Origin of the sequence: Streptomyces sp. NPDC051582 (assembly GCF_040681715.1) — a bacterium.
Lineage (GTDB): Bacteria > Actinomycetota > Actinomycetes > Streptomycetales > Streptomycetaceae > Streptomyces.
Genome location: NZ_JBFAZJ010000006.1, coordinates 111300 through 129360 on the forward strand (window position 1 = coordinate 111300; position 18061 = coordinate 129360).

The 18061-nt window shown below is 73.2% G+C and carries 13 protein-coding genes; 2 read left to right on the forward strand and 11 right to left on the reverse strand.

The window, feature by feature from the left end:
• Nucleotides 1-25: 25 nt before the first annotated feature.
• Entirely contained in the window at nt 26-1429 is a 1404-nt protein-coding gene (locus AB0M92_RS10825; protein WP_366101762.1) for a hypothetical protein, read from the reverse strand.
• Nucleotides 1430-1715: 286 nt separating this feature from the next.
• Here AB0M92_RS10825 and AB0M92_RS10830 point away from each other — a divergent pair, with 286 nt between their 5' ends.
• A complete protein-coding gene (locus tag AB0M92_RS10830; protein WP_366101763.1) occupies nt 1716-2945 on the forward strand; it encodes a cytochrome P450 in 1230 nt (409 codons plus the stop codon).
• Nucleotides 2946-3053: 108 nt separating this feature from the next.
• Nucleotides 3054-3317: a hypothetical protein gene (locus AB0M92_RS10835; protein ID WP_366101764.1), complete on the forward strand. Its 264-nt coding sequence runs from the start codon at nt 3054-3056 to the stop codon at nt 3315-3317.
• 34 nt (nt 3318-3351) lie between these two features.
• Here AB0M92_RS10835 and AB0M92_RS10840 read toward each other — a convergent pair whose 3' ends face one another.
• The 10 genes from AB0M92_RS10840 to AB0M92_RS10885 all read right to left on the reverse strand — a co-directional run bounded on the left by AB0M92_RS10840 (nt 3352) and on the right by AB0M92_RS10885 (nt 18040).
• Nucleotides 3352-3876 carry a hypothetical protein gene (locus AB0M92_RS10840; RefSeq protein ID WP_366101765.1) on the reverse strand — a complete coding sequence of 175 codons (525 nt, stop codon included), beginning with the start codon at nt 3874-3876 and terminating at the stop codon, nt 3352-3354.
• Nucleotides 3873-5150: a molybdopterin-dependent oxidoreductase gene (locus AB0M92_RS10845; protein ID WP_366101922.1), complete on the reverse strand. Its 1278-nt coding sequence runs from the start codon at nt 5148-5150 to the stop codon at nt 3873-3875. The genes AB0M92_RS10840 and AB0M92_RS10845 overlap by 4 nt, the downstream gene beginning before the upstream one ends.
• Nucleotides 5151-5256: 106 nt before the next feature.
• Complete coding sequence (locus AB0M92_RS10850; protein ID WP_366101766.1) at nt 5257-5907, reverse strand: PIG-L family deacetylase; 651 nt, start codon at nt 5905-5907, stop codon at nt 5257-5259.
• A complete protein-coding gene (locus AB0M92_RS10855; protein WP_366101767.1) occupies nt 5904-6731 on the reverse strand; it encodes a WbqC family protein in 828 nt (275 codons plus the stop codon). Before AB0M92_RS10855 ends, AB0M92_RS10850 begins: the two co-directional genes overlap by 4 nt.
• Nucleotides 6732-6750: 19 nt before the next feature.
• Nucleotides 6751-7437: a 4'-phosphopantetheinyl transferase superfamily protein gene (locus AB0M92_RS10860; RefSeq protein ID WP_366101768.1), complete on the reverse strand. Its 687-nt coding sequence runs from the start codon at nt 7435-7437 to the stop codon at nt 6751-6753.
• Between the two features lies 1 nt (nt 7438).
• The gene (locus tag AB0M92_RS10865; RefSeq protein ID WP_366101769.1) at nt 7439-8752 is read right to left on the reverse strand and encodes a hypothetical protein; all 1314 of its coding nucleotides are present in this window, start codon (nt 8750-8752) and stop codon (nt 7439-7441) included.
• Nucleotides 8749-9759: a hypothetical protein gene (locus AB0M92_RS10870; RefSeq protein WP_366101770.1), complete on the reverse strand. Its 1011-nt coding sequence runs from the start codon at nt 9757-9759 to the stop codon at nt 8749-8751. The genes AB0M92_RS10865 and AB0M92_RS10870 overlap by 4 nt, the downstream gene beginning before the upstream one ends.
• Nucleotides 9756-11297: a Gfo/Idh/MocA family oxidoreductase gene (locus AB0M92_RS10875; RefSeq protein ID WP_366101771.1), complete on the reverse strand. Its 1542-nt coding sequence runs from the start codon at nt 11295-11297 to the stop codon at nt 9756-9758. Before AB0M92_RS10875 ends, AB0M92_RS10870 begins: the two co-directional genes overlap by 4 nt.
• Before the next feature lie 18 nt (nt 11298-11315).
• Nucleotides 11316-13877, reverse strand: a complete 2562-nt coding sequence (locus tag AB0M92_RS10880) for an SDR family NAD(P)-dependent oxidoreductase (RefSeq protein WP_366101772.1) — start codon at nt 13875-13877, stop codon at nt 11316-11318.
• Entirely contained in the window at nt 13874-18040 is a 4167-nt protein-coding gene (locus tag AB0M92_RS10885) for a beta-ketoacyl synthase N-terminal-like domain-containing protein (protein ID WP_366101773.1), read from the reverse strand. The genes AB0M92_RS10880 and AB0M92_RS10885 overlap by 4 nt, the downstream gene beginning before the upstream one ends.
• Between the last annotated feature and the right edge of the window lie 21 nt (nt 18041-18061).

The following is an 18061-nucleotide window of genomic DNA, read 5'->3' on the forward strand; positions in this document are numbered from 1 at the left end:
CGCCGGGACCCGCCGCGTCACGTCGTCAGTGCAGCGGTCGCGCGCCCTGGCCGGTGTGCGTGGGCTCCTGGCCACCGACGAGGTAGCGGGCCAGGCAGACGTCCCGGCCGGTCGTGGGCCGGTCGCATTCGCCCGAGGCCACGAGGAGGCCGGGGCCCTGCGGCGCGATGTCGTAGATCTCGTCGTCCGCCGTGCCGGGGGCGACGTGGGTCACGACGAACCCGTCCTTCCCGAAACGCCGGTCGAGGCTGCCGTCGGGGCGGTAGCGCGCCACCAGGAAATCGCTGTCGACGAGGAACGCGGTGGGAGCGGTCGAACCTCCCACCAGGATCGTTCCGTCGCCCTGGACGACGAGGCCTTCGAGGTCCTCGTCCGTCGCGCCCGGACCGACGTTCGTCAGTACCCGACCGCCGGCCCCGAACCGGCCGTCCAGCCGTCCGTCGGACAGGTACCGGGCCAGCGCCAGGTCGAAGGGACCACCCGCGTCCGCCGACCCTCCGACCGTGAGCCGCCCCTTGCCGTCGATCGCCACGGCCTCGGCCAGGTCCAGCCCGTCACCCGATGCCATCGGCGTCACCACGAGGCCGTCCGAGCCGAACGTGCGGTCCGCCGTGCCGTCCGGCCGGTAGCGGGCCACCGCGAAGCTGGTACCGCCCCGCCCGGACCCGAGATCGGCCGAGCCCACCGCCACGACGCGCCCGTGACCGTCCAGCACCATGTTCTTGAACTGGTCCCGCCCGCCCGCGACATCGCGCACGACGAGTCCGCCCGTGCCGAAGCCCGGGTCCGGGCGCCCGTCGGGAAGGTAGCGGGCCAGCGCCAGGTCCCGGCCTTCGGTGCCCGCCCCGGTGCCGGTGAAGCCGGCGACGACGATCCGGCCGTCGCGCTGCACCTGCACGGCCTGCGCCTCGTCGTCCCCGGTGCCCGGGGCCACTGTGGTGAACACCTTGCCGCCGGTGCCGAAGCCCTGGTCCAGCCGGCCGTCGGGCAGGTAGCGGGCGAGTGCGAAGTCCTCACCGCCCGTCGCGGTGATGGCGTGGCCGACCGCGACGATCTTTCCGTCGCGCTGGAGGGCGATCCGCCAGATGTTCTCGTCCTCGCCCCCCGCCGCGGACATGGGTGTCAGTACCGTGCCGTGCTTTCCGAAGGAGGCGTCCACCGCGCCGTCGGGGGTGAAGCGCTGCAACCGCCACTGCACCCCGCCCTTCCCGCCCAGGTCGGACGAGCCGGAGACCACGATCCGCCGCCGGCCGTCGATGACCAGGCCGTTCGCGAAATCGCTTCCGGCAGCGGGAGCGGTCGAGGAGACCACCACCCCGTGGTGGCCGAAGCGGGGGTCCAGGCCACCGCCCGTCGCGGAGGCCACCCCCGCCGTCGCCGTGCACACCAGGATCGCCGCGGCGCACAACAGCCGTGTCCTTGAGGTCATGGCCGCCGAGTGTAGGGAGGCGGGCGTCCGCGTACGGCGCCGGACGCGGCGTGTCGGAAGCCGGCCCTCCGGATGGCTGCAGGCCGGCGGCCGGAGCCTGGTTCGCGCGGAAGAACGATCCGTGCGGCTGCGCCGGGACGGCCGCCTCGTCCAGGGAGACGACCGGTAGGGCGCCGGGCAGGCGCCCTACCGGGCCGGACCGCTTTCGGGCAGGATGACCCGGCGCACCGGAGGTCACCCGCGGCCGTGACCCCGCCGGTCCCGACCGTGATCCGGAGGTCCCCCAGTGGCATGGCACGACGACCAGGCGCGACGTGACGAGCTGTACCGCGACCCCTATCCGCTCTACGACCGCGCCCGCCGGGCCGAGGGGCTGCTGTACGTGGCCGAGTTCGACGCGTGGCTGGTGGCGCGCGACCGGGACGTACGGGAGGTACTGCTGCGCGCGGAGGACTTCTCCTCGGCCAACTCCCTGCTGCCGGACGTCCCCCTCTCCGAAGCGGCGCTCGGCGTCCTGCCCCGGGGGTTCGGACCCCGCCCCACCGTCGTGTCCACCGACGCCGAGGACCACAGGCGGCTCCGGGCTCCGTTGAACCGGGGGCTGTCCGGCGCGCGGGTGACCGCTCTGCTGCCGTACGCCCGGGCGTGCGCCGGGGAGTTGGTGGACGGTTTCGCGGCCGACGGGTCCGCCGAACTGGTGGAGGCGTACGCCCGGCGCTTGCCCGGGATGGTGGTCGGCCGGCTGATCGGGCTGGACCCCGCCGACGTGCCGGCCGCCGTGCACGGCGGCTACCGGGCCGAGGAGCTGTTGTTCCGCCCGCTGCCGCCCGAGGGGCAGGCTGCCGCCGCCGAAGACGTGGTCGCGCTCCAGCACCTGCTGGACGGGTACGTACGCGACCGCCGCGCCCGGCCCCGGGACGACATGTGCTCGGCCATGGTGGCCGCCATGGCCCCCGGTGACGCCGAGCTCACCCTCGACCAGCGCCACGAACTGGTGACGAGCCTGCAGAACCTGTTGATCGCCGGATTCCTCACCACCAGCGCCCTCATCGGCACCACGCTGATGCACCTGCTCGGCGACGACCGGCGGCAATGGCGGATGCTCCGCGCCGATCCGTCCCTGGTGCCGGCGGCGGTGGAGGAGGCCGCCCGCCACGACACCGCCATCCAGGCCTTCCGGCGGACCACCACCCGTCCGGTGACCATCGCGGGGACCGACCTGCCCGCGGGGGCCACCGTGATGGTGGCGTACGGCTCGGCCAATCGCGACGAGGAACGCTACGAGCGGGCCGGGGAGTTCGACATCACCCGGTCCGGGAACCGGCAGCACCTGGCCTTCGGGTACGGACCCCACGGCTGCCCCGGCTCCCGGCTGGCGCGCGAACAGCTGCGCCTGACCCTGGAACTGTTCCTGCGCCGCATGCCGGAACTGCGGCTGGACGCGGGCCGTCCGCGGCCGCGGATGCGGCCCACGCTGATCCACCGCTCACCGCGGGCCCTGTACGTCACCTGGTGACCGGGCGACGCTCGCGAGGTGCCCCGAGGGCGGTGCGAGGCGGACGGCGCCCCGGGGATCTACCATCGGGACATCACCCCGGACCTGGCACCGACATCGGGAGCGGATGTGGGAGCGACTCTCCTCGTCGCGGCGATGGTGATCGCGGCCCTGGTCGTCAGAACCGCCCTCGCCGAGCTCAGGGAGCCCGGAAGCGGCCGCCGCCAGTGGATGTTCCTCACCGATCGCCGCGCCGTCTCGGCGGGGGCCCTCATCGCCCTCGTCCTCGGCCTGCTGGGCTGGCGGCAGGCGGGCGTCGAGGGCCTCGTATGGGCCGGACTCGCCGGGATCCTCGTCGCGTTCGTCATGGGGCAGGGCCGTCGGCCGCAGTGACCCCACCAGGAGGACGGTCAGCCGGCGGACGCCGTCACTTCGCGTCCTTGCGGGCCCGCCGCCGGAGTCGCTCGGCTCGTCGCCGAGGCCCCGACGCATGCCACCTGCGGACGAGCAGGGTCGCGGCCGAGGCCGCGAAGAGGGCGGCGGTGATCAGCAGCCAGCGCCCGAGGAACACGTCCGCCGGGAGTCCCGTGGCCGCCGTGTAGTGGCCCACCCTGCGCAGGATCAGCGGCCACCACACCAGCATCAGAAGCCCCGAGACGAAGGCCGGGACCCGTACGTAGTTGACGCTCGGCCTCGTCGGCCGGCTCCCGTCCCCCGCGCCCGCTCCCTCCCGGAACAGGAACTGCAGGGCCCGGTCGGTCACCGAGTACAGGGGGAGCAGCACCAGGTCGTGGAGGAGCGCCGCGCCCACGAACCACAGGGCCACGCCCAGGGTGTCTCCCTTGAGCAGGCGCACGCCGGCGTACGCGGCGAGGGCGAAGGAGGCCAGGACGAGGAGCAGGTGGAGCGGGGAGGCTCCGTAGCGTCGGCGGAAGGCGATCGCGCCGCTCATGCCGGCTCTGCGAAGGTGAGGCGGGTGACCCATTTGGTGTTGTGGACGCCGGGGGCACCGGGGACGATCACACGGGCCGGGTAGCCGTGGTCCGCGGACAGGACCGCACCGTTGACACGAACGGCCAGGAGCGAGCGGCGGTCGCGCACCTGGTCGTCCGCCAGGACGACCGAGCCGAACGGCCCTCCGCGCTGCACCGATTCCACCAGGGCCCGGGGCGTGTCCGAGCCCCGTCCGACGAGGGCTGCCAGATCGGTGAGCCGCACGCCGCTCCACAGCTGGTCGGGCGTCGACCAGCCCTCCACGCAGGCGATGGGCAGGGCCGCCTCGTGCTGCTCCATGGCCAGCAGCTCCTCGCGGGTGAGGACGACCTGGCGGCCTGACCCGCGTACGGTCAGCCGCCAGGCGGGGCCGATGTCGCTCGGCCGGATGCCGACGGATGCCGCCGTCTTGTTGATCTGGAAGCCGTTGGGCCCGGAGCCGGGGTCCTGGCCGTGCGGGGCGAGCAGGGCCGTCCGGCGCCACCAGCCGCCCACGCTCTGCCCGGCCGTCACCGCGAACAGCGCCAGGCACCCCAGCCCGACCATGCCCAGGGCGCCCCGGCGGGAGATGGTCGGCGGCGCCGGGCGGGGCGAGACCAGCCCGGCCGCCTCCTCGGAACCCGCCTGCGGCGGTGCGCTTCCGTACCTCACGGAGCGCACCGCTCGGGGGAGGCGCGAGGCCACGTGCACCACGAAGGCACCGATGAAGACCCAGGCCCCGTAGAAGTGCAGGACGTAGAAGGAGCCCGGGAAGATGTAGTGCAGCTGCACGTTGAGGATGCCGGTGGCGAACTCGAAGCCGGCGCCGCCCACCAGCAGGAGCAGAGACAGGCGCTCGACGCCGTGGCTGACCGACCGCACCGGCGGCCACTCGAAGAGCTTGGGGATGACCGACCACAGCTTCGCCAGCAGCACCGGCACCAGGACGACGCCCAGGAGCACGTGCACGCCCTGGTTCACGCGGTAGAGCCAGTGCGGCGAGGTCGGCCAGGAGAACAGGTAGAAGCCGAGCCACCCCTTGTCCGGCGTCTGATCGTTGACCGGAGCCAGATCCGGGTTGTAGGAGGCGTACGACAGCAGGCCGGTCACGAACAGCACCGTGATGCCGACCAGCAGGACGAGCCCGAACACGGCCGTCAGCCACGGCCCCCGCAGCGGACTGCGCCAGAACTCCGGACGCGTCGGCCCGGGTGGCACGGCGGAACGCGGCTGATCCGGCTCGCCATCGGTCACGCCCACCGGGACACCTCCGCACACCGGGCCTTTCGGACATACTCCGCTGAGGAGAACATGCCGTACCCGGACGGCGACCGATCATGCGACACGCCACGCCCCGCCGCTACGACCCGCTTGCCGACTCGATGGAGCGCTGCACCCTGAACATCTCGCAATAGGCCGAGTCGTCACCGAACCGCTCGACGACCCGGTGGTGGACGTGCTGGCGGTACGCCACCGCCCCCAGCTGCCGGAAGACGTCCATGTCCAGCTGCCGTTGCGACGCGAAGGACTCCAGGGCCCTGACCTTCACGTCCATCAGCTTCCGCGTGCCGACGAAGAACAGGTTCGGCTCGAAGCCGGTGCTGTACGGGGAGCGGAAGTAGCGCAGGTCACTCGCTTCCCGCAGGGCCACGGCCGTCACCTCCTGTCCCGTGATCGAATGATCGATGTGCTGGTCCTCCGGATAGTGCGTGTAGACGACGTCAGGGCGCGATGCGCCGATGACCCGGAAGAGCTCGGCGTTGATCCGCCCGCGGTGTTCCACGAAACGGGTGTCGGGGACGTCGGAGAACGAGTACTCGTCCACCCTGAGCACGGCGCCCGCGCTCAGGCATTCGTTGCGCCTCGTCTGCGACCCCTTCTCCTCGGGTTTGGCGGTGCTCAGGCAGTGCACGCGCACGCGGACGCCGTTCTGCGCGTACCAGTGGATGCGCATGCCCATGGAAATCTCGGCGTCGTCCGGGTGGGCGACGACTACCAGGACGCTCTTCATTTCCCCCCTATCCGGTACAGCCGCGGCCGCTCGCGCTCGTCGGCATCGGATCGCGAGCCTGCGCCTGCGCCTGCGCCGAGCAGGATGTCTCGCGCCTCGGGGCCGTGGTTGAACAGCAGGTCGTAGGCCGAGAGCTCGGCCTGGAAGGGCGTGCCCGGGGCGAGTTGGGTCTGTGCGTAGCGGGGGTGACGGAAGCCGAAGGTCCGTACCCGGACCCCCCGGCCCTCCATGACCTCGTGCTCCGCACGGGCGGGGTCCTGGCCGGACGGCCGGCGCAGGTAATGGTCCTGACCCATGGGGTGCGAGCAGGCGAGGTACGTGAGGGGGACCTGCGGGCCGGCGGGGACCGCGGTGTCGGCGGCCCGGTGCACCACGTCTGCGAGCAGGGCGCCCTTGGCCTCCCCGGGCTCGTCCATGAGGCGCGATGCGCGCAGATAGGGGGTGGTGATGCCGAACCCGGTGCGCGCCACCTCCGTCAGCGCGTCGCACAGATCGTTGAGATGCGTCCAGGACGAGGCGTAGATCTCCCCCAGCGCCCTCTCGTAGTCACCGAAGTACGGTGTGCCGCGATAGATCGAGGTGATGCGGTCCCAGTGGGAGGCGAGCGCCGAGGGGTCCGCCAGGACCTTCCTCCGGATCGCGACGCGGCCGCCGCGCACCGGAACGGTGAGCCACCGGCGGACGCCGTCGTGGACGAACACCTGTCGGTTCTGCCAGTCCGATCGCACGAACTGCACGTGGTCCAGGGAGACGAAGAGGTCGGCTGTCGCCATCTTGTAGAAGTAGTAGAGGTGTCGGTGGTATCCGGGCTGGTGCACTGCCACGCGCACGGGGTCTCCTTTCTCAGGCGGTACGGGTGCTGCGGGGACCGGGAGGCTGCCGGCCGTCGCCCGGCACGGCGATCACCGTGACGAGGAGCCCGCGGCCGGAGGTCCACCGGCCGGCGAACGCGTCGGGGTCCGATCGCGGCAGGGACGGGGCGAGTTCCGCCGTGAACGTGCCGTCGCGCAGGAGGGTGATGTCGGCCTGGTGGAAGCCGAGCGGGCGGCCGGTCAGCGGGTACCAGGTCTTGTACACGGCCTCCTTGGCGCTGAACAGGAGGCGGTCCCAGGCGATCTGCGGCTCCGCCTCCCTCAGGGCGGCCAGCCGGCGCAGCTCGCCCGGCAGGGCCACGACGTCGAGGACGACCCCGGCCACCGGCCGGTCCGGCTCGGCGTCGATGCCGAGGGCGCGGCAGCCACCGGTGCGGGCGACGGCCGCTGCCCGGTAGCCGTCGCAGTGGGTCATGCTCCCGACGACCCCGCCGGGCCAGCGGGGGGCGCCCGCGTCGTCCGGCAGGAGGGGGTGCGGGCCCTCGCCGATCCCCGCCAGCGCCCTGCGCGCACACCAGCGCACCGTGGTGAACTCACGGCGCCGCTTGTCGGTGGCGCGGCGGAGCACGGGTTCCTCCTCGCGGAGCGGCACGGCGTCCGCGGGGTCGTGGAACACCTCCGCGACGGCGACGGGCGGGAAGAGGATCCGCTCCAGCACGTCACACCTCCCCGGCCGGGGACGGGGCGCGTACGACGAAGGCGCTGCGCAGGCGGCGGCCCTCGATGCCGCGCCAGCGGAACCTCCTCTCCCCCGCTGCGGGCCACTGGAGGTAGTGGAGGTTGCCGACCACCTCGGACTCCCCCTCGCGACGGAAGACGATCTTCGAGGACTGTCCCCCGTCGAGGTGGTGGGCGGTGCGCGGATCGACCCCCGACCGTGCCAGGTCGCGGAACACCTCGACGGGGGTCATCCCGCGGAAGCAGTCCGTCAGGGGTGCGCCGTCGACGACTCGGAAGCAGAGCGTCCGCCCTTGCGGCCACACCAGGGTCCGCGCGTACCGGACGGGCCGGAAGGGGGAGGTCCCCAGGCTCGCGTCGTACGCCGCCACGTCCCCGCGGGCCGCCGCCGCGGCGCTCGGCCCGATGGAGATCCCGCAGCCGAGATGCTCGGTGGCCAGGCCCGCGACGGCGCTCACCCGCACCTCGGTGCCCTCGGCCAGGTGCCGGGCGTGGGCGGCAGCGGCCCGCAGCACGTAGCTGCCGCCGAACAGGCTCGCCCCGCCGCCGGGGTGGACGCTGTGGATCACGTGCGCGTCGGGTGCCACCCGCCGCACCACCGCGTCGACGACGCCCGCGTCCCGGGGCGTCACGTTCCCGGTGCGCTCCACGAACCGGGTGAACCCCGTCAGCGCGTGATCGGCGTACCGGATCGTGCAGTTGGCGGCGCCGAACACGGCGAGCGCGCCCCGGCGCAGAGCCTCCGGTGCGGCGGCGTCCTTGGAGCCGATCCATTCGCGGACGGCCCTGCCGAGGACCAGGGTCCCGATGGCCGGCAGGGTGCGCAGCGACGGACGGCCGCGGTACACCAGAAAGGCCGGTTTGGTCACGGTCGGCAGGCTGACCGTGACCCCCTGCCGGGAGCAGAAGTCCAGGCAGGGTTCGGCCGGCTGGTGGTCGGGTTCGTCGGAGATGAAGGAGAACGATCCGCTGACGGCCGCGAGGGCGTCGGCGCCGCACCGGTCGCGCAGGGCGAACCCGGCCGGGTCCGACTCCACTTCCACCCGGGCCGCCGACCGGTCGATCCGCAGCGTGTGGACGTTGGCGAAGTCTCCGCCGCCGAGTTCCACGCTCTCCTCCCGGAGCAGGACGCCACGGGCCAGGACGCGCTCGCGCTCGGCGACCCGCACCGCGAACGGCCGCTGATCGCGGGCGATCTCCTGGATGTCGCGCACGTCATAGCCGCGGGCCCTGAGGGCCGCGAGGGCCTGCCGGTCCTCCTCGGCGTGCGGCGAGGGCGGCACGGAGATCGTCATCGGGCGCCCGCCACCGCGGAGGCCAGCTCCTGCGTCGGGAAGGCTCCCCGGTCCAGCAAGCGGATGACGGCCTCCCTGAGCCGTACGCGCTGTTGCGCGCAGAGCCCCAGGTCGTAGGGAACCCTCGCATTGTCCAGCCGGTACAGGACCACCCCGGCGGCCACCGCCGCCAGCAGGGCCTCTTCGCGTGGCGCGGGCGTGCCGCCCGCTTCGTAGGCGTCGAGCAGCGTGGGAGCCAGGGCGGGCAGGCGGGCCGGCCAGGGCGCGTGGTGGATCAGCAGGTGGGCCAGCAGGTAGCCCACGTCGAAGAGCGGCCGGCTCCGGTGCACGTTGTCGAGGTCGCACAGGGCGACCCGTCCGCCGGCCAGGCTGAGGTTCTTCGGGGCCAGGTCCCCGAGGACGAGCCGCTGCGGCTCCTGGGCGCGCAGTTCCTCGCAGGCCCGCTCCAGGGCGGGGTGTCCGCTGCCGCGCAGGCAGTAGTCGAAGGTGTGCTCGCGGAACCACACGTCTCCCTGGGAGCGGATGGCGACCCGGACGGCCCCGGTCGCCTCGTGGATCCGGCGCACGGCCGCGCCCAGGCGCATGAGCTCGTGCGCCGTGGCGGGGCGCTCCCGCAGGTGGTCCTCGTAGGTGCGCCGGTCCTGGAACACGTCGGTCATGACCATGGCGTGGGCCCGCGGGCGGAACGCCAGGACGCGCGGGAACACCGCGGGCACCAGCGCCCCGTACACGTCGAGGGCCCGCCGTTCGTCCGCGATGTGCGCGGGGTCCGTCCGCAGCGACGGAATGCGGGCGAACACCGCCGTGCGCACCTTCAGGACGACACTGCCGCGCGGCCCCTCCACCCGGAAGACGTGGCTGACGTTGCCGCCCGTCAGCCTGCTGATCGCGGTGACGGCGCCCACATGGGCCCTGCAGTCGGCGAGGACGTCGGGCAGCGCGTCGCCCAGCAGGTCGGCGGGGCCCGGCAGGACGGTGGCCGGTTCCCGCCCGAGGGGGCCGGTCACAGCGGTACGTCCATCAGGTGGGCCGCGCCCCCGCCGCCCCGGCGGCTTCCGGGCCGCGCGGCTCCGTCGTCGTGCTCGCGGAAGTCCAGCAGGGCGACGGGAGGGCCGCCGACCCACTGCCGGGCGGCGGACAGGTAGGCCCCCGCCATCAAGGTCGAACCGCGCCGGTGGTCCACGAGTTCCGACGACATCTCCTCGCGGCTGCGCCGCCCGTTGACGTACTCCAGGAACTCCTCCACGGCACGGCGCCGGGAGGAGGACTGCGTCGGTTCCTCGATGCCGGACGCGGACACGGTCGTGAGCGCGTCGTAGTCGAGCGTCTCGTACTTCTTCCAGCGCGATTTGAAGCCGCTGTTGCGAAAGACGTGCACTTCGATGTGTCCCTGGCTGCCGATGCCGTAGGCGTCCTCGTCCTGTTCCTCCCCTCCCAGGGTCTGCAGTGAGTGCAGGTGGATGGCCTGGAACGGGCCCTGCTGCAGGATGTGGCTCTCGTGCCGGACGCGGCCGTTGCCCTTGTAGAGGTTGGCGTGGGCGGGGGTGAAGCGTCCGCGCTGCGAGAAGCCGTTGTGCACCAGGTTGATGCTGCCGAGCGTCATGGTCCGGCCGCCGCTCTTGTAGGCCATGGAGACGAACGCGTCGACCTCGCCGAACGACTCGGTGGCCGCGATCAGCTGCTTCTGCGTGTACGGATTGGCCTCCTCGAACTCGGGGAAGAGCCGTGCGTAGTCGTCCAGGTCGAGCTGGGCGAGGAAGTCCCCGGGCCGGCTGAAGTTGGCGTGCACTTCCACGCTGTCGAGTTCCTTGCCGGGCGTCTCCCCCGCCCGCAGCAGCCAGGGAACGATGTCGAAGAAGTGGTAGCCCGAGTGGGCGCACTTGCCGTAGCCCTGGTCGAAGGAGTGGTAGGAGATGTCCAGGAGCTCGTTCGGCATCCGCCACTGGCCGTCGCTGTGGAAGGACTGCACCGAGGTCACCGGGCAGTTGGTCTCTTCGGCGATCTCGGCGATCAGCTCTCTCATCCGCAGGAACGCCGGGTGGTGGCGTCGTTGGCACTGCACCGCCACCAGCACCTCGGGGTGGGCCCGGCGCACGACCTGGTAGCGGTCGAGCACCTTGTCGAAATCGCTGAGGATGGAAGCCGCCCGGTCGGGATCGACGGAGCAGTTGACGTGCACGCTGAGCGGCTTGTCGAGCAGCACGCTCAGCCCGCGGTCGAGCGCCCAGTGGGTGTAGACCATGTGGAAGGCCGGTTCGGTCGAGACCACGACCGCGTCGATGGCGTGCTCGCGCACGAGCGTGTCGAGGGTGTCGCGCACCGCGGCGGGCAGCGTGCGGCAGGCCGGGTCGAAGGGGGCGATGAAGGTGACCGGTATCCGGGTCCCGTCCGCGGCGGCGTTGAAGGCCGCTATGTCTTCGGCGGCACGGGTGAGGTCGACCCCGATCACGGTCCCGACGAGGCCTGTCGCCCGGCCGGCCGCCAGCGTCGGCAGATGGTTGCGGCGCGCGTGGGGACCGATGCCGACCACGAGGAAATTCTTCACGTTGCCTTCCTTGGTGACCTATGACTCGCGCCCGGTGAGTTCGAGGTTGCGGATCTCTGCCATGACCCGGCCGTCAGGATCGGCCAGTGTCACGTTCAGCCGTTCGTCCCCGGCGTCCACCACGGCCCAGCCTTCGGTCGGGCCCTCGCCGAGGGATGCGTGGACCACCAGCTCCTCGATGGCGGTGGGCAGGCCGCCCGCACGCGATCGCGGGTGGAACACCAGCGTCTGGAGGGCGAGATCGAGCAGGCCCACGTCGAGGAACGACGGCCCCCGCACGTCCGCGGCGCTGCCCGTCCCGGCGCTGTCCGTCCCGGCGCTGCCCGTCCCGGTGCTGTCCGTCCCGCCCTCCGCCGTACTGCCCGCTCCGGCCCGCAGCCGCGCCAGGTGCAGGGCGCCGTCCCCGCCCCGCCGGCACGAGACGATCTCGCGGAAGGCGGGCCCGTACTGGATCCCCTGGGTGGCGAACTCCTCCGCGAGCCCTGCCACCGCCACCGGCTCCGACCGCGGCAGCCCCGTCTCGATGCGGGGCGCCTGCCGCTGTCCGGTCCGCGGATGCACGTCGGCGCTCGCGTGCCGCAGTGTCACCGGGACCCAGCCGTGGTCGGGCCGTACCGGCGAGCTCTCCACGCTCACGTGCAGGCTGCCGTCGTGGCGCCGGACCAGTGTGGTCCGCAGCTCCCTGGGCCGGTCGGGCGCCAGGGTGAGCGGCTGGTGCACCCGCAGCCCGCGCAGGGTGAAGCCGCCGGTGTCGTCCAGGCACGCGGCCGCGGACTGGCACACCAGTTCGGCGAAGAAGGCGAGGGGGACGCGCACGTTCCCGTCGACTCGGTGGTCGCGCAGGGCTCCGTCGAGTTCCGGCCGGTAGGTCCACCGGGCCTCCCAGCGGTCCGGGCCGCGCTCGTGGCACAGGTCCACCAGTCGCCCCTTGACCGCCCTGAGGGAACCCCAAGGGGCCGTGGTGCGGGTCATCGTGGTCTCTTCGGGCATGCCGCGGTAGCCCAGGGTGAGGCAGGTCGGGGTCCCGACCGGACTGCGCATCAGCGCTCCGGCCCAGGCCAGCCCCTCGGACACCTTCATGAACGGGATGTCCCTGCGCTCCAGGGCGGCCCGCGAGGACGGGCGCATCGCCATCCCCACCTCCGCCCATGCGGGCCAGGCCACCGAGCGCACCCGGGCGGCCGGGAAATCGGCCGCCAGCCGGTGGGCCGCGGTTCCCAGGAACTCGCTGGCCCCGGCGTAGTCGATCTGTCCCGGGTTGCCGTACGTCCCCGCGGCCGAGCCGAAGAGCACGATCAAGCGGGTCTCGTCCCCCAGCACCGGGCTCAGGTTGTACAGGCCGGCGGTCTTGACGGCGAGGGTCCGTTCCCAGGACTCGCGGGTCTTGTCGCACAGCGGCCTGCTCGTCTCCACGCCTGCGCCGTGCAGCAGGGCTTGGACCGGGCCGCCGGACCTGAGCACTTCCTCGGCGAACCGCCGCGTGGCCCGGCCGTCCGTGACGTCCAGGCACCTGTACTCGGCGCGGGCGCCCAGATCCCGCAGGTGGGTGACGGTCTGCAAAACCTCCAGGGAGTTGGCGATCCGCGCCCAGTGGCGTTCGAAGGCGGGCGGCAGCAGCGCCGGGTCGTCGCGGCGCATCGCGGCGAACTGCCGCCGCTTGTGCCCGGCGAGCTCCTCCGGGGACATGTGCAGGAGCTGGTCCCGGTCGCCCACCCCGAGGGCGGCCTTCACGTCCACCAGGTCGGTGGTTCCGAGCAGGACGTAGCGGCACGGCACCTCTTCGGCCATCATCCGCACCACCCTGGCCGTCACCCCCCGCCCGCCTCCGGAGGCCAGCACCGTGTCACCGCGCTCCAGGGGCAGCCGCCCGTCCGCCCCCGGGACGTCCCCGGGCCGCTCGTAGGCGGGGACGAGCGTGGTGGTGTACGTACGGGACCCCGCGAGCCCCAGTTCCGCATGGCCGACCGCGGTGTCCGCGGCGAGCTGCACCAGCCGGTCGGCGGCGGTCCCGGTGGAGACCGACGCGCCGACGTCGAGCACGGCCGTGCGGATCACCGGGATCTCGACGTGCAGGGCGCGCGCCGCGCCGTGCAGCAGGCCGGCCAGTGCGTCCCCGGAACGGGCTCCGGAGAGTCCGAACCGTCCGTCCGCCCGGGTGACCACGGCGAATCCGCCGGAGCCACGCCCCACCCAGCGCCGCCCGAGCGCGGACAGGGTGTGGAACAGGGTCCGTGCCAGCCCGTGGGCGTAGAGGCCCTCCTCCGGGCGGAACCGCTGTTCCGGGCGGGCCCTCGCGGTGTAGCCGGGCAGGAAGAACACCCAGTCCGGCAGCGGTCCGCAGGCGAGGCGTCCGGCCAGTTCCTCGGCGCCGAGCAGCCGGCCGCAGTAGCCCGAGGCGCTCGCGCGGACCGTCTCGCGCACGGTCACCGCCTCGGTTTCGGCTCCCGCCGCGGCGAGCCGGTCCAGCGTCTCGGCGGCGAGGCCGTCGCCGTCCGAGAGCACGAGCACCCGCCTGCCGGACAGGTCCTCGCGGACCGGACGCGGCTCGGCCTGCACGGCGATGGGGACCATTGCGATCATGGTGCGACCTCCCTCGTGGTCACGGCGCGGACGGGGTCGGTGCCGGTCAGGCCGATGGCCCACAACTGCGCCGCCGCCCGCTCCAGTTGGCTCAGCTCGCCGCCCTTCGGGTGGAGCAGGTGCACGATCCGTACGCCCTCGGCGGACGCGCCGAGGTTCTCCGTGACGAGCGAGGTCAGGGCCCGCTTGGGGCCGGTCTCGACGAAGACGCGCGCACCGCGGTCGTAGGCGTCGCGGATCATGGTTTCGCAGTAGACGGGGAGCACGTACTGGTCGGCCAGGCTCTGGCGGATCCGGTCCGGCTCGGCGTCCCGCGGGTAGGGACGCGAGGTGCGCGTCTCGTAGACCGGCGCCGACGGCGCGCTGAGGGGGATGCTCTCCAGGAACTCCCGGTACTCCGGGACGGCTTGCCTCAGCAGCGGCGAGTGGAACGCCCGCTCGATGGGCAGCGTACGGCCCTCGATCCCCTCCCCGGCGGCGCGTCCGAGGACGCGGGTGATCGCGGCGGCCCGTCCGGCCACGACGATCTGCCGCCGGCTGTTCCAGTTGGCGATCACGACGTCGGCCTCGTCCTCTCCGATGAGCCGTGCCCCCTCGGCGGCGGAGGTGAAGAGCACGGCCATGCTCTGGGGCGGGCCGCCCCGCGCCCGGCCGGCGATGACGCCCCTGCGGTGGGCGGTGCGCAGCGCGTCCTCGAAGGAGAGGGCTCCGGCGGCGCTCAGCGCCGACACCTCGCCGAAGCTGTGACCGAGGTGGAAGTCGGACGGCACCCCGAGGGCGCTGAGCCAGTCACCGAGCAGGGCGCTCACCAACAACGTGGCGACCTGGCAGTTCTCGGTCCGCGACAGCCACTCCTCGCTCGCCCGGGGTTCGGCGTGCCAGAACCCGTCCAGCAGGCCCGGCGCCTCCGCGGCGAGGGCCTCCCGCGCCGCGCGCAACCTCGCCTCCGTGCCCTCCACCGCCCGGCCGGCTTCCCGAAGCATCCCCGCGTACTGGCTGCCCTGGCCGGGGTAGAGCCGGCAGACCCGGCCGGGGCTCACGTCCGTGCGGCCGGTGAACACCCCCATGGCGTCCCACTGCCCGGGGGTCAGCGTCCCGGGTCCCGTGGCCAGGTACCGGCGGACCCGCTCGCGCAGCACCCGGTCCGCTTCCGGGCCGGTGCCCGTGTGGATCGCGAGCCGGTGCGCGTGGTCGGCGGACGGGGCGGGCGGAGCCTCACCGTGCTCGGCGAACCGGGACAGCGCGCCGAGCATCTCGGCGGGGCCGGGAGCCGTCCAGACGGCGGTGTGCGCCGGTTTCGCCTCCGGCCCCGCGGCCCGGCCGATCGCAAGCCGCCCGTTCCGGGGAGGGGCGTACTCCTCCAGTACGGCGTGGTAGTTGACGCCCCCGAGACCGAAGGCGTTCACGGCGGCGCGGCGCGGGGCCCCGTCGCGCGGGGCCGGCCAGGGCATGGCCTCGGTCAGCACCCGGAAGCGGCGCCTTCCCAGCTCCAGCGCGGGATGCGGGTTCTCGAAGCCCGGGGTGGGGACGAGCTCTCCGCGCTGGAGGCAGAGGACGGTCTTGATGACAGAGGTCATGCCCGCGGCGGCCTTCTGGTGGCCGACGTTGCCCTTCACGCTGCCGAGGAAGACGGTCTCCTCGTTGGCGAGGGCCCCGGACAGGGCCTCGACTTCGGACTGGTCCCCGAGCGCCGTCGCCGCGCCGTGTCCCTCCACGTATCCGACGCCCGAGGGGTCCAGGCCCGCCCCGCGATAGGTGCGCTCCATAGCGAGCCTGCGTCCGGCGGCGTTGGGGGCGAGCAGGCTGCGCCCCTTGCCGTCGCTGCCGCCGCGCACCTCGCGTACGACGGCGAGGATCGGGTCCCCGTCGCGTTCCGCGTCCGCCAGCCGCTTCAGACACAGCAGACCGGCGCCGCCGCCCATGATGAACCCGTCGCCCTGGTCGTCGTACGGGCGGCCCGCGCCGGTCCCGCTCAGGGCGCGGATCGAGGCGAGCGCCGAGTGGTTGACCAGGCCCACGCCCATGCCGACGGCGCCGCACAGGACGAAGTCCAGCGTGTGCTGGCGCAGTTCCTGCAGGGCCAGTGACAGTGCGGCGAGCCCGGTGGCGCAGGCGGCCCGCACCGCGTAGCTCTTTCCCCTGAGGTCGAAGGAGCTGGCCAGCGAGGAGGCGAGGGTCGAGCCGAAACCGGCCACCGAGGTGTCCTGGTTCACGGCGTGCAGATCGAGGGCGGGATCGCTCCACAGCTCGTCGCGCAGCGCCTGCCAGGGAGCCTCGATGCCGCGTGCGCGGGCGAGGCCGCGGACCCGGCGCAGCCACGGCATGAAGCGCAGGGACTGCATGAGGTCGAACTCGCGGTCGGAGTCCGGAAGCTGTCCGATGATGCAGCCGGAGCGGGCGCGGTCGACCGACGCCGTCGCCCGCTCCACGGCTCCGGCGAGGTTGGCGGCGCACGACAGCAGGACGAGGTACTCGTCGGTGAGGCCCGCCACCTGCTTGGGCAGGATGCGGAAGCGGGCGTTGTCCACGCTGTGCGGCACGTCGGTGAGCGCCGCGTTGCGGAGGTGTCCGGCCTGGCGTTTCAGACCGGCGTCGACCAGGTCCTGTTCGAGGCTGGGTACCCGTACCCGCAGGTCGCTGCTGCTGGCCAGCCCTGCCCGGAGGTTTCGCCAGAAGGCGTCCGCGTCCGCGGCATCGGGCTGGACCGCCTCGACCGCAGTGATGGCGACGGGTACCCGCTCGGGGCGGCGCGCGGCTGTGGTCCGGTTCGTGCCGGCGCTGTGCCCCTCGGGCTGTTCGAGGAGCAGGTGGTAGTTGATGCCCCCGTATCCGAAGGCGCTCACACCGATCCGCCACGGCCGGCCCGGCACCCGGGCGATCGGCTCCGCGGAGCGCTGGAGCCGGAGCCGATCGGCCGCCTCGGCCGCCTCCGGCCGCAGCTCGTCCACGTTCGCCGTCGGAGGCAGGTGGCCCGAGCCGAACACGAAGAGGCCGCGCAACATCCCGACCAGGCCCGCGCTCTCGACGGTGTGGCCGATCAGGCTCTTGGCGGAGCCGAAGGGCAGCGGGCGGGGGCGGGGCACGGAGCCGTACGTGCGGGCCATCGCCTCCAGTTCGGCCCCGTCACCGGCCTGGGTCGAGGTGCCGTGGGCCTCCACGTAGTCGATGTCGCGCATGCCGAAGGGCATGCCGTCGAACGCTCCTCGGATGGCCCGCTCCTCCGCCTCGGCACTGGGTGCCCAGGTCGAGGTGGTACGGCCGTTGGTGCTGTGCCCGATGCCGCGGATGACGCCGAGCACGGGCCGGCCCTCGCGCCGGGCGTCCGCCAGGCGCACCAGCAGCATCCCCACGCCGCCCTCGCCCGGTACGAGGCCGCCGGCGGCGGCGCCGAAGGGGAAGGCGCCTTCCGCCGAGAGGGTCCGGGCGGCGCTGTTCACGACGAAGATGTCCGGGGTCAGGATGCCGAGCGCCGTCACCAGTGCCGCGTCGAACTCCCCTTGGTGCAGACCCATGCAGGCCGAGTGCACCGCCGCCAGCGAGCTGCCGCACGCCGCGTCGATGCCGTAGTGGGCGCCGCGGAGATCGAAGTAGTTGGCGATGCGCCCGCCGATGGTCGCGGACTCCCCGTTGAGGGCCAGGTCCTCACGCTTGTCCGCGTACCGCTCTCCCTCCCGCTCCCGGGCCTCGTCGAGGACGCTCGCGAGGGCGGGCTCGCGGCGGCGCAGGGCGGCCGCCCACCGCTCGGTCTGCACTTTCATGTTGGCGTTGACCCGGCTCGTCGATCCGCCCGCCACATTGGCGATGATCACGGCCGTCTCGTCCCGGGGCAGCGGGGCGCTCCGCTCCGCCCGGCTGATGACCTGGTGCGCCAGGTCCAGGCCCAGCGCGTGGACCGGGTCCATCCGCTCGATCACCCGGGGGGCGATGCGGAAGGTCGACGGATCGAGCTGCCAGGGGTCGAGGAACCCGCCCAGGTCGGTGTACGAGGTGTTGGTGTGGCCGCCGGCATTCTTGTCGTAGACCTCGCACCCGTCCCAGAAGGCCTCGTCGGCCTTCCTGATCGAGCAGACGGCGTCACGGTTGTTCGCGTAGAACTCCTCCAGACGGGCGGCTCCGGGAAGTCTGCAGTCGGCGGCCACGATCGCGATCGGTTCGAATTGCATGTGCTCCACTCCCAGACTGCG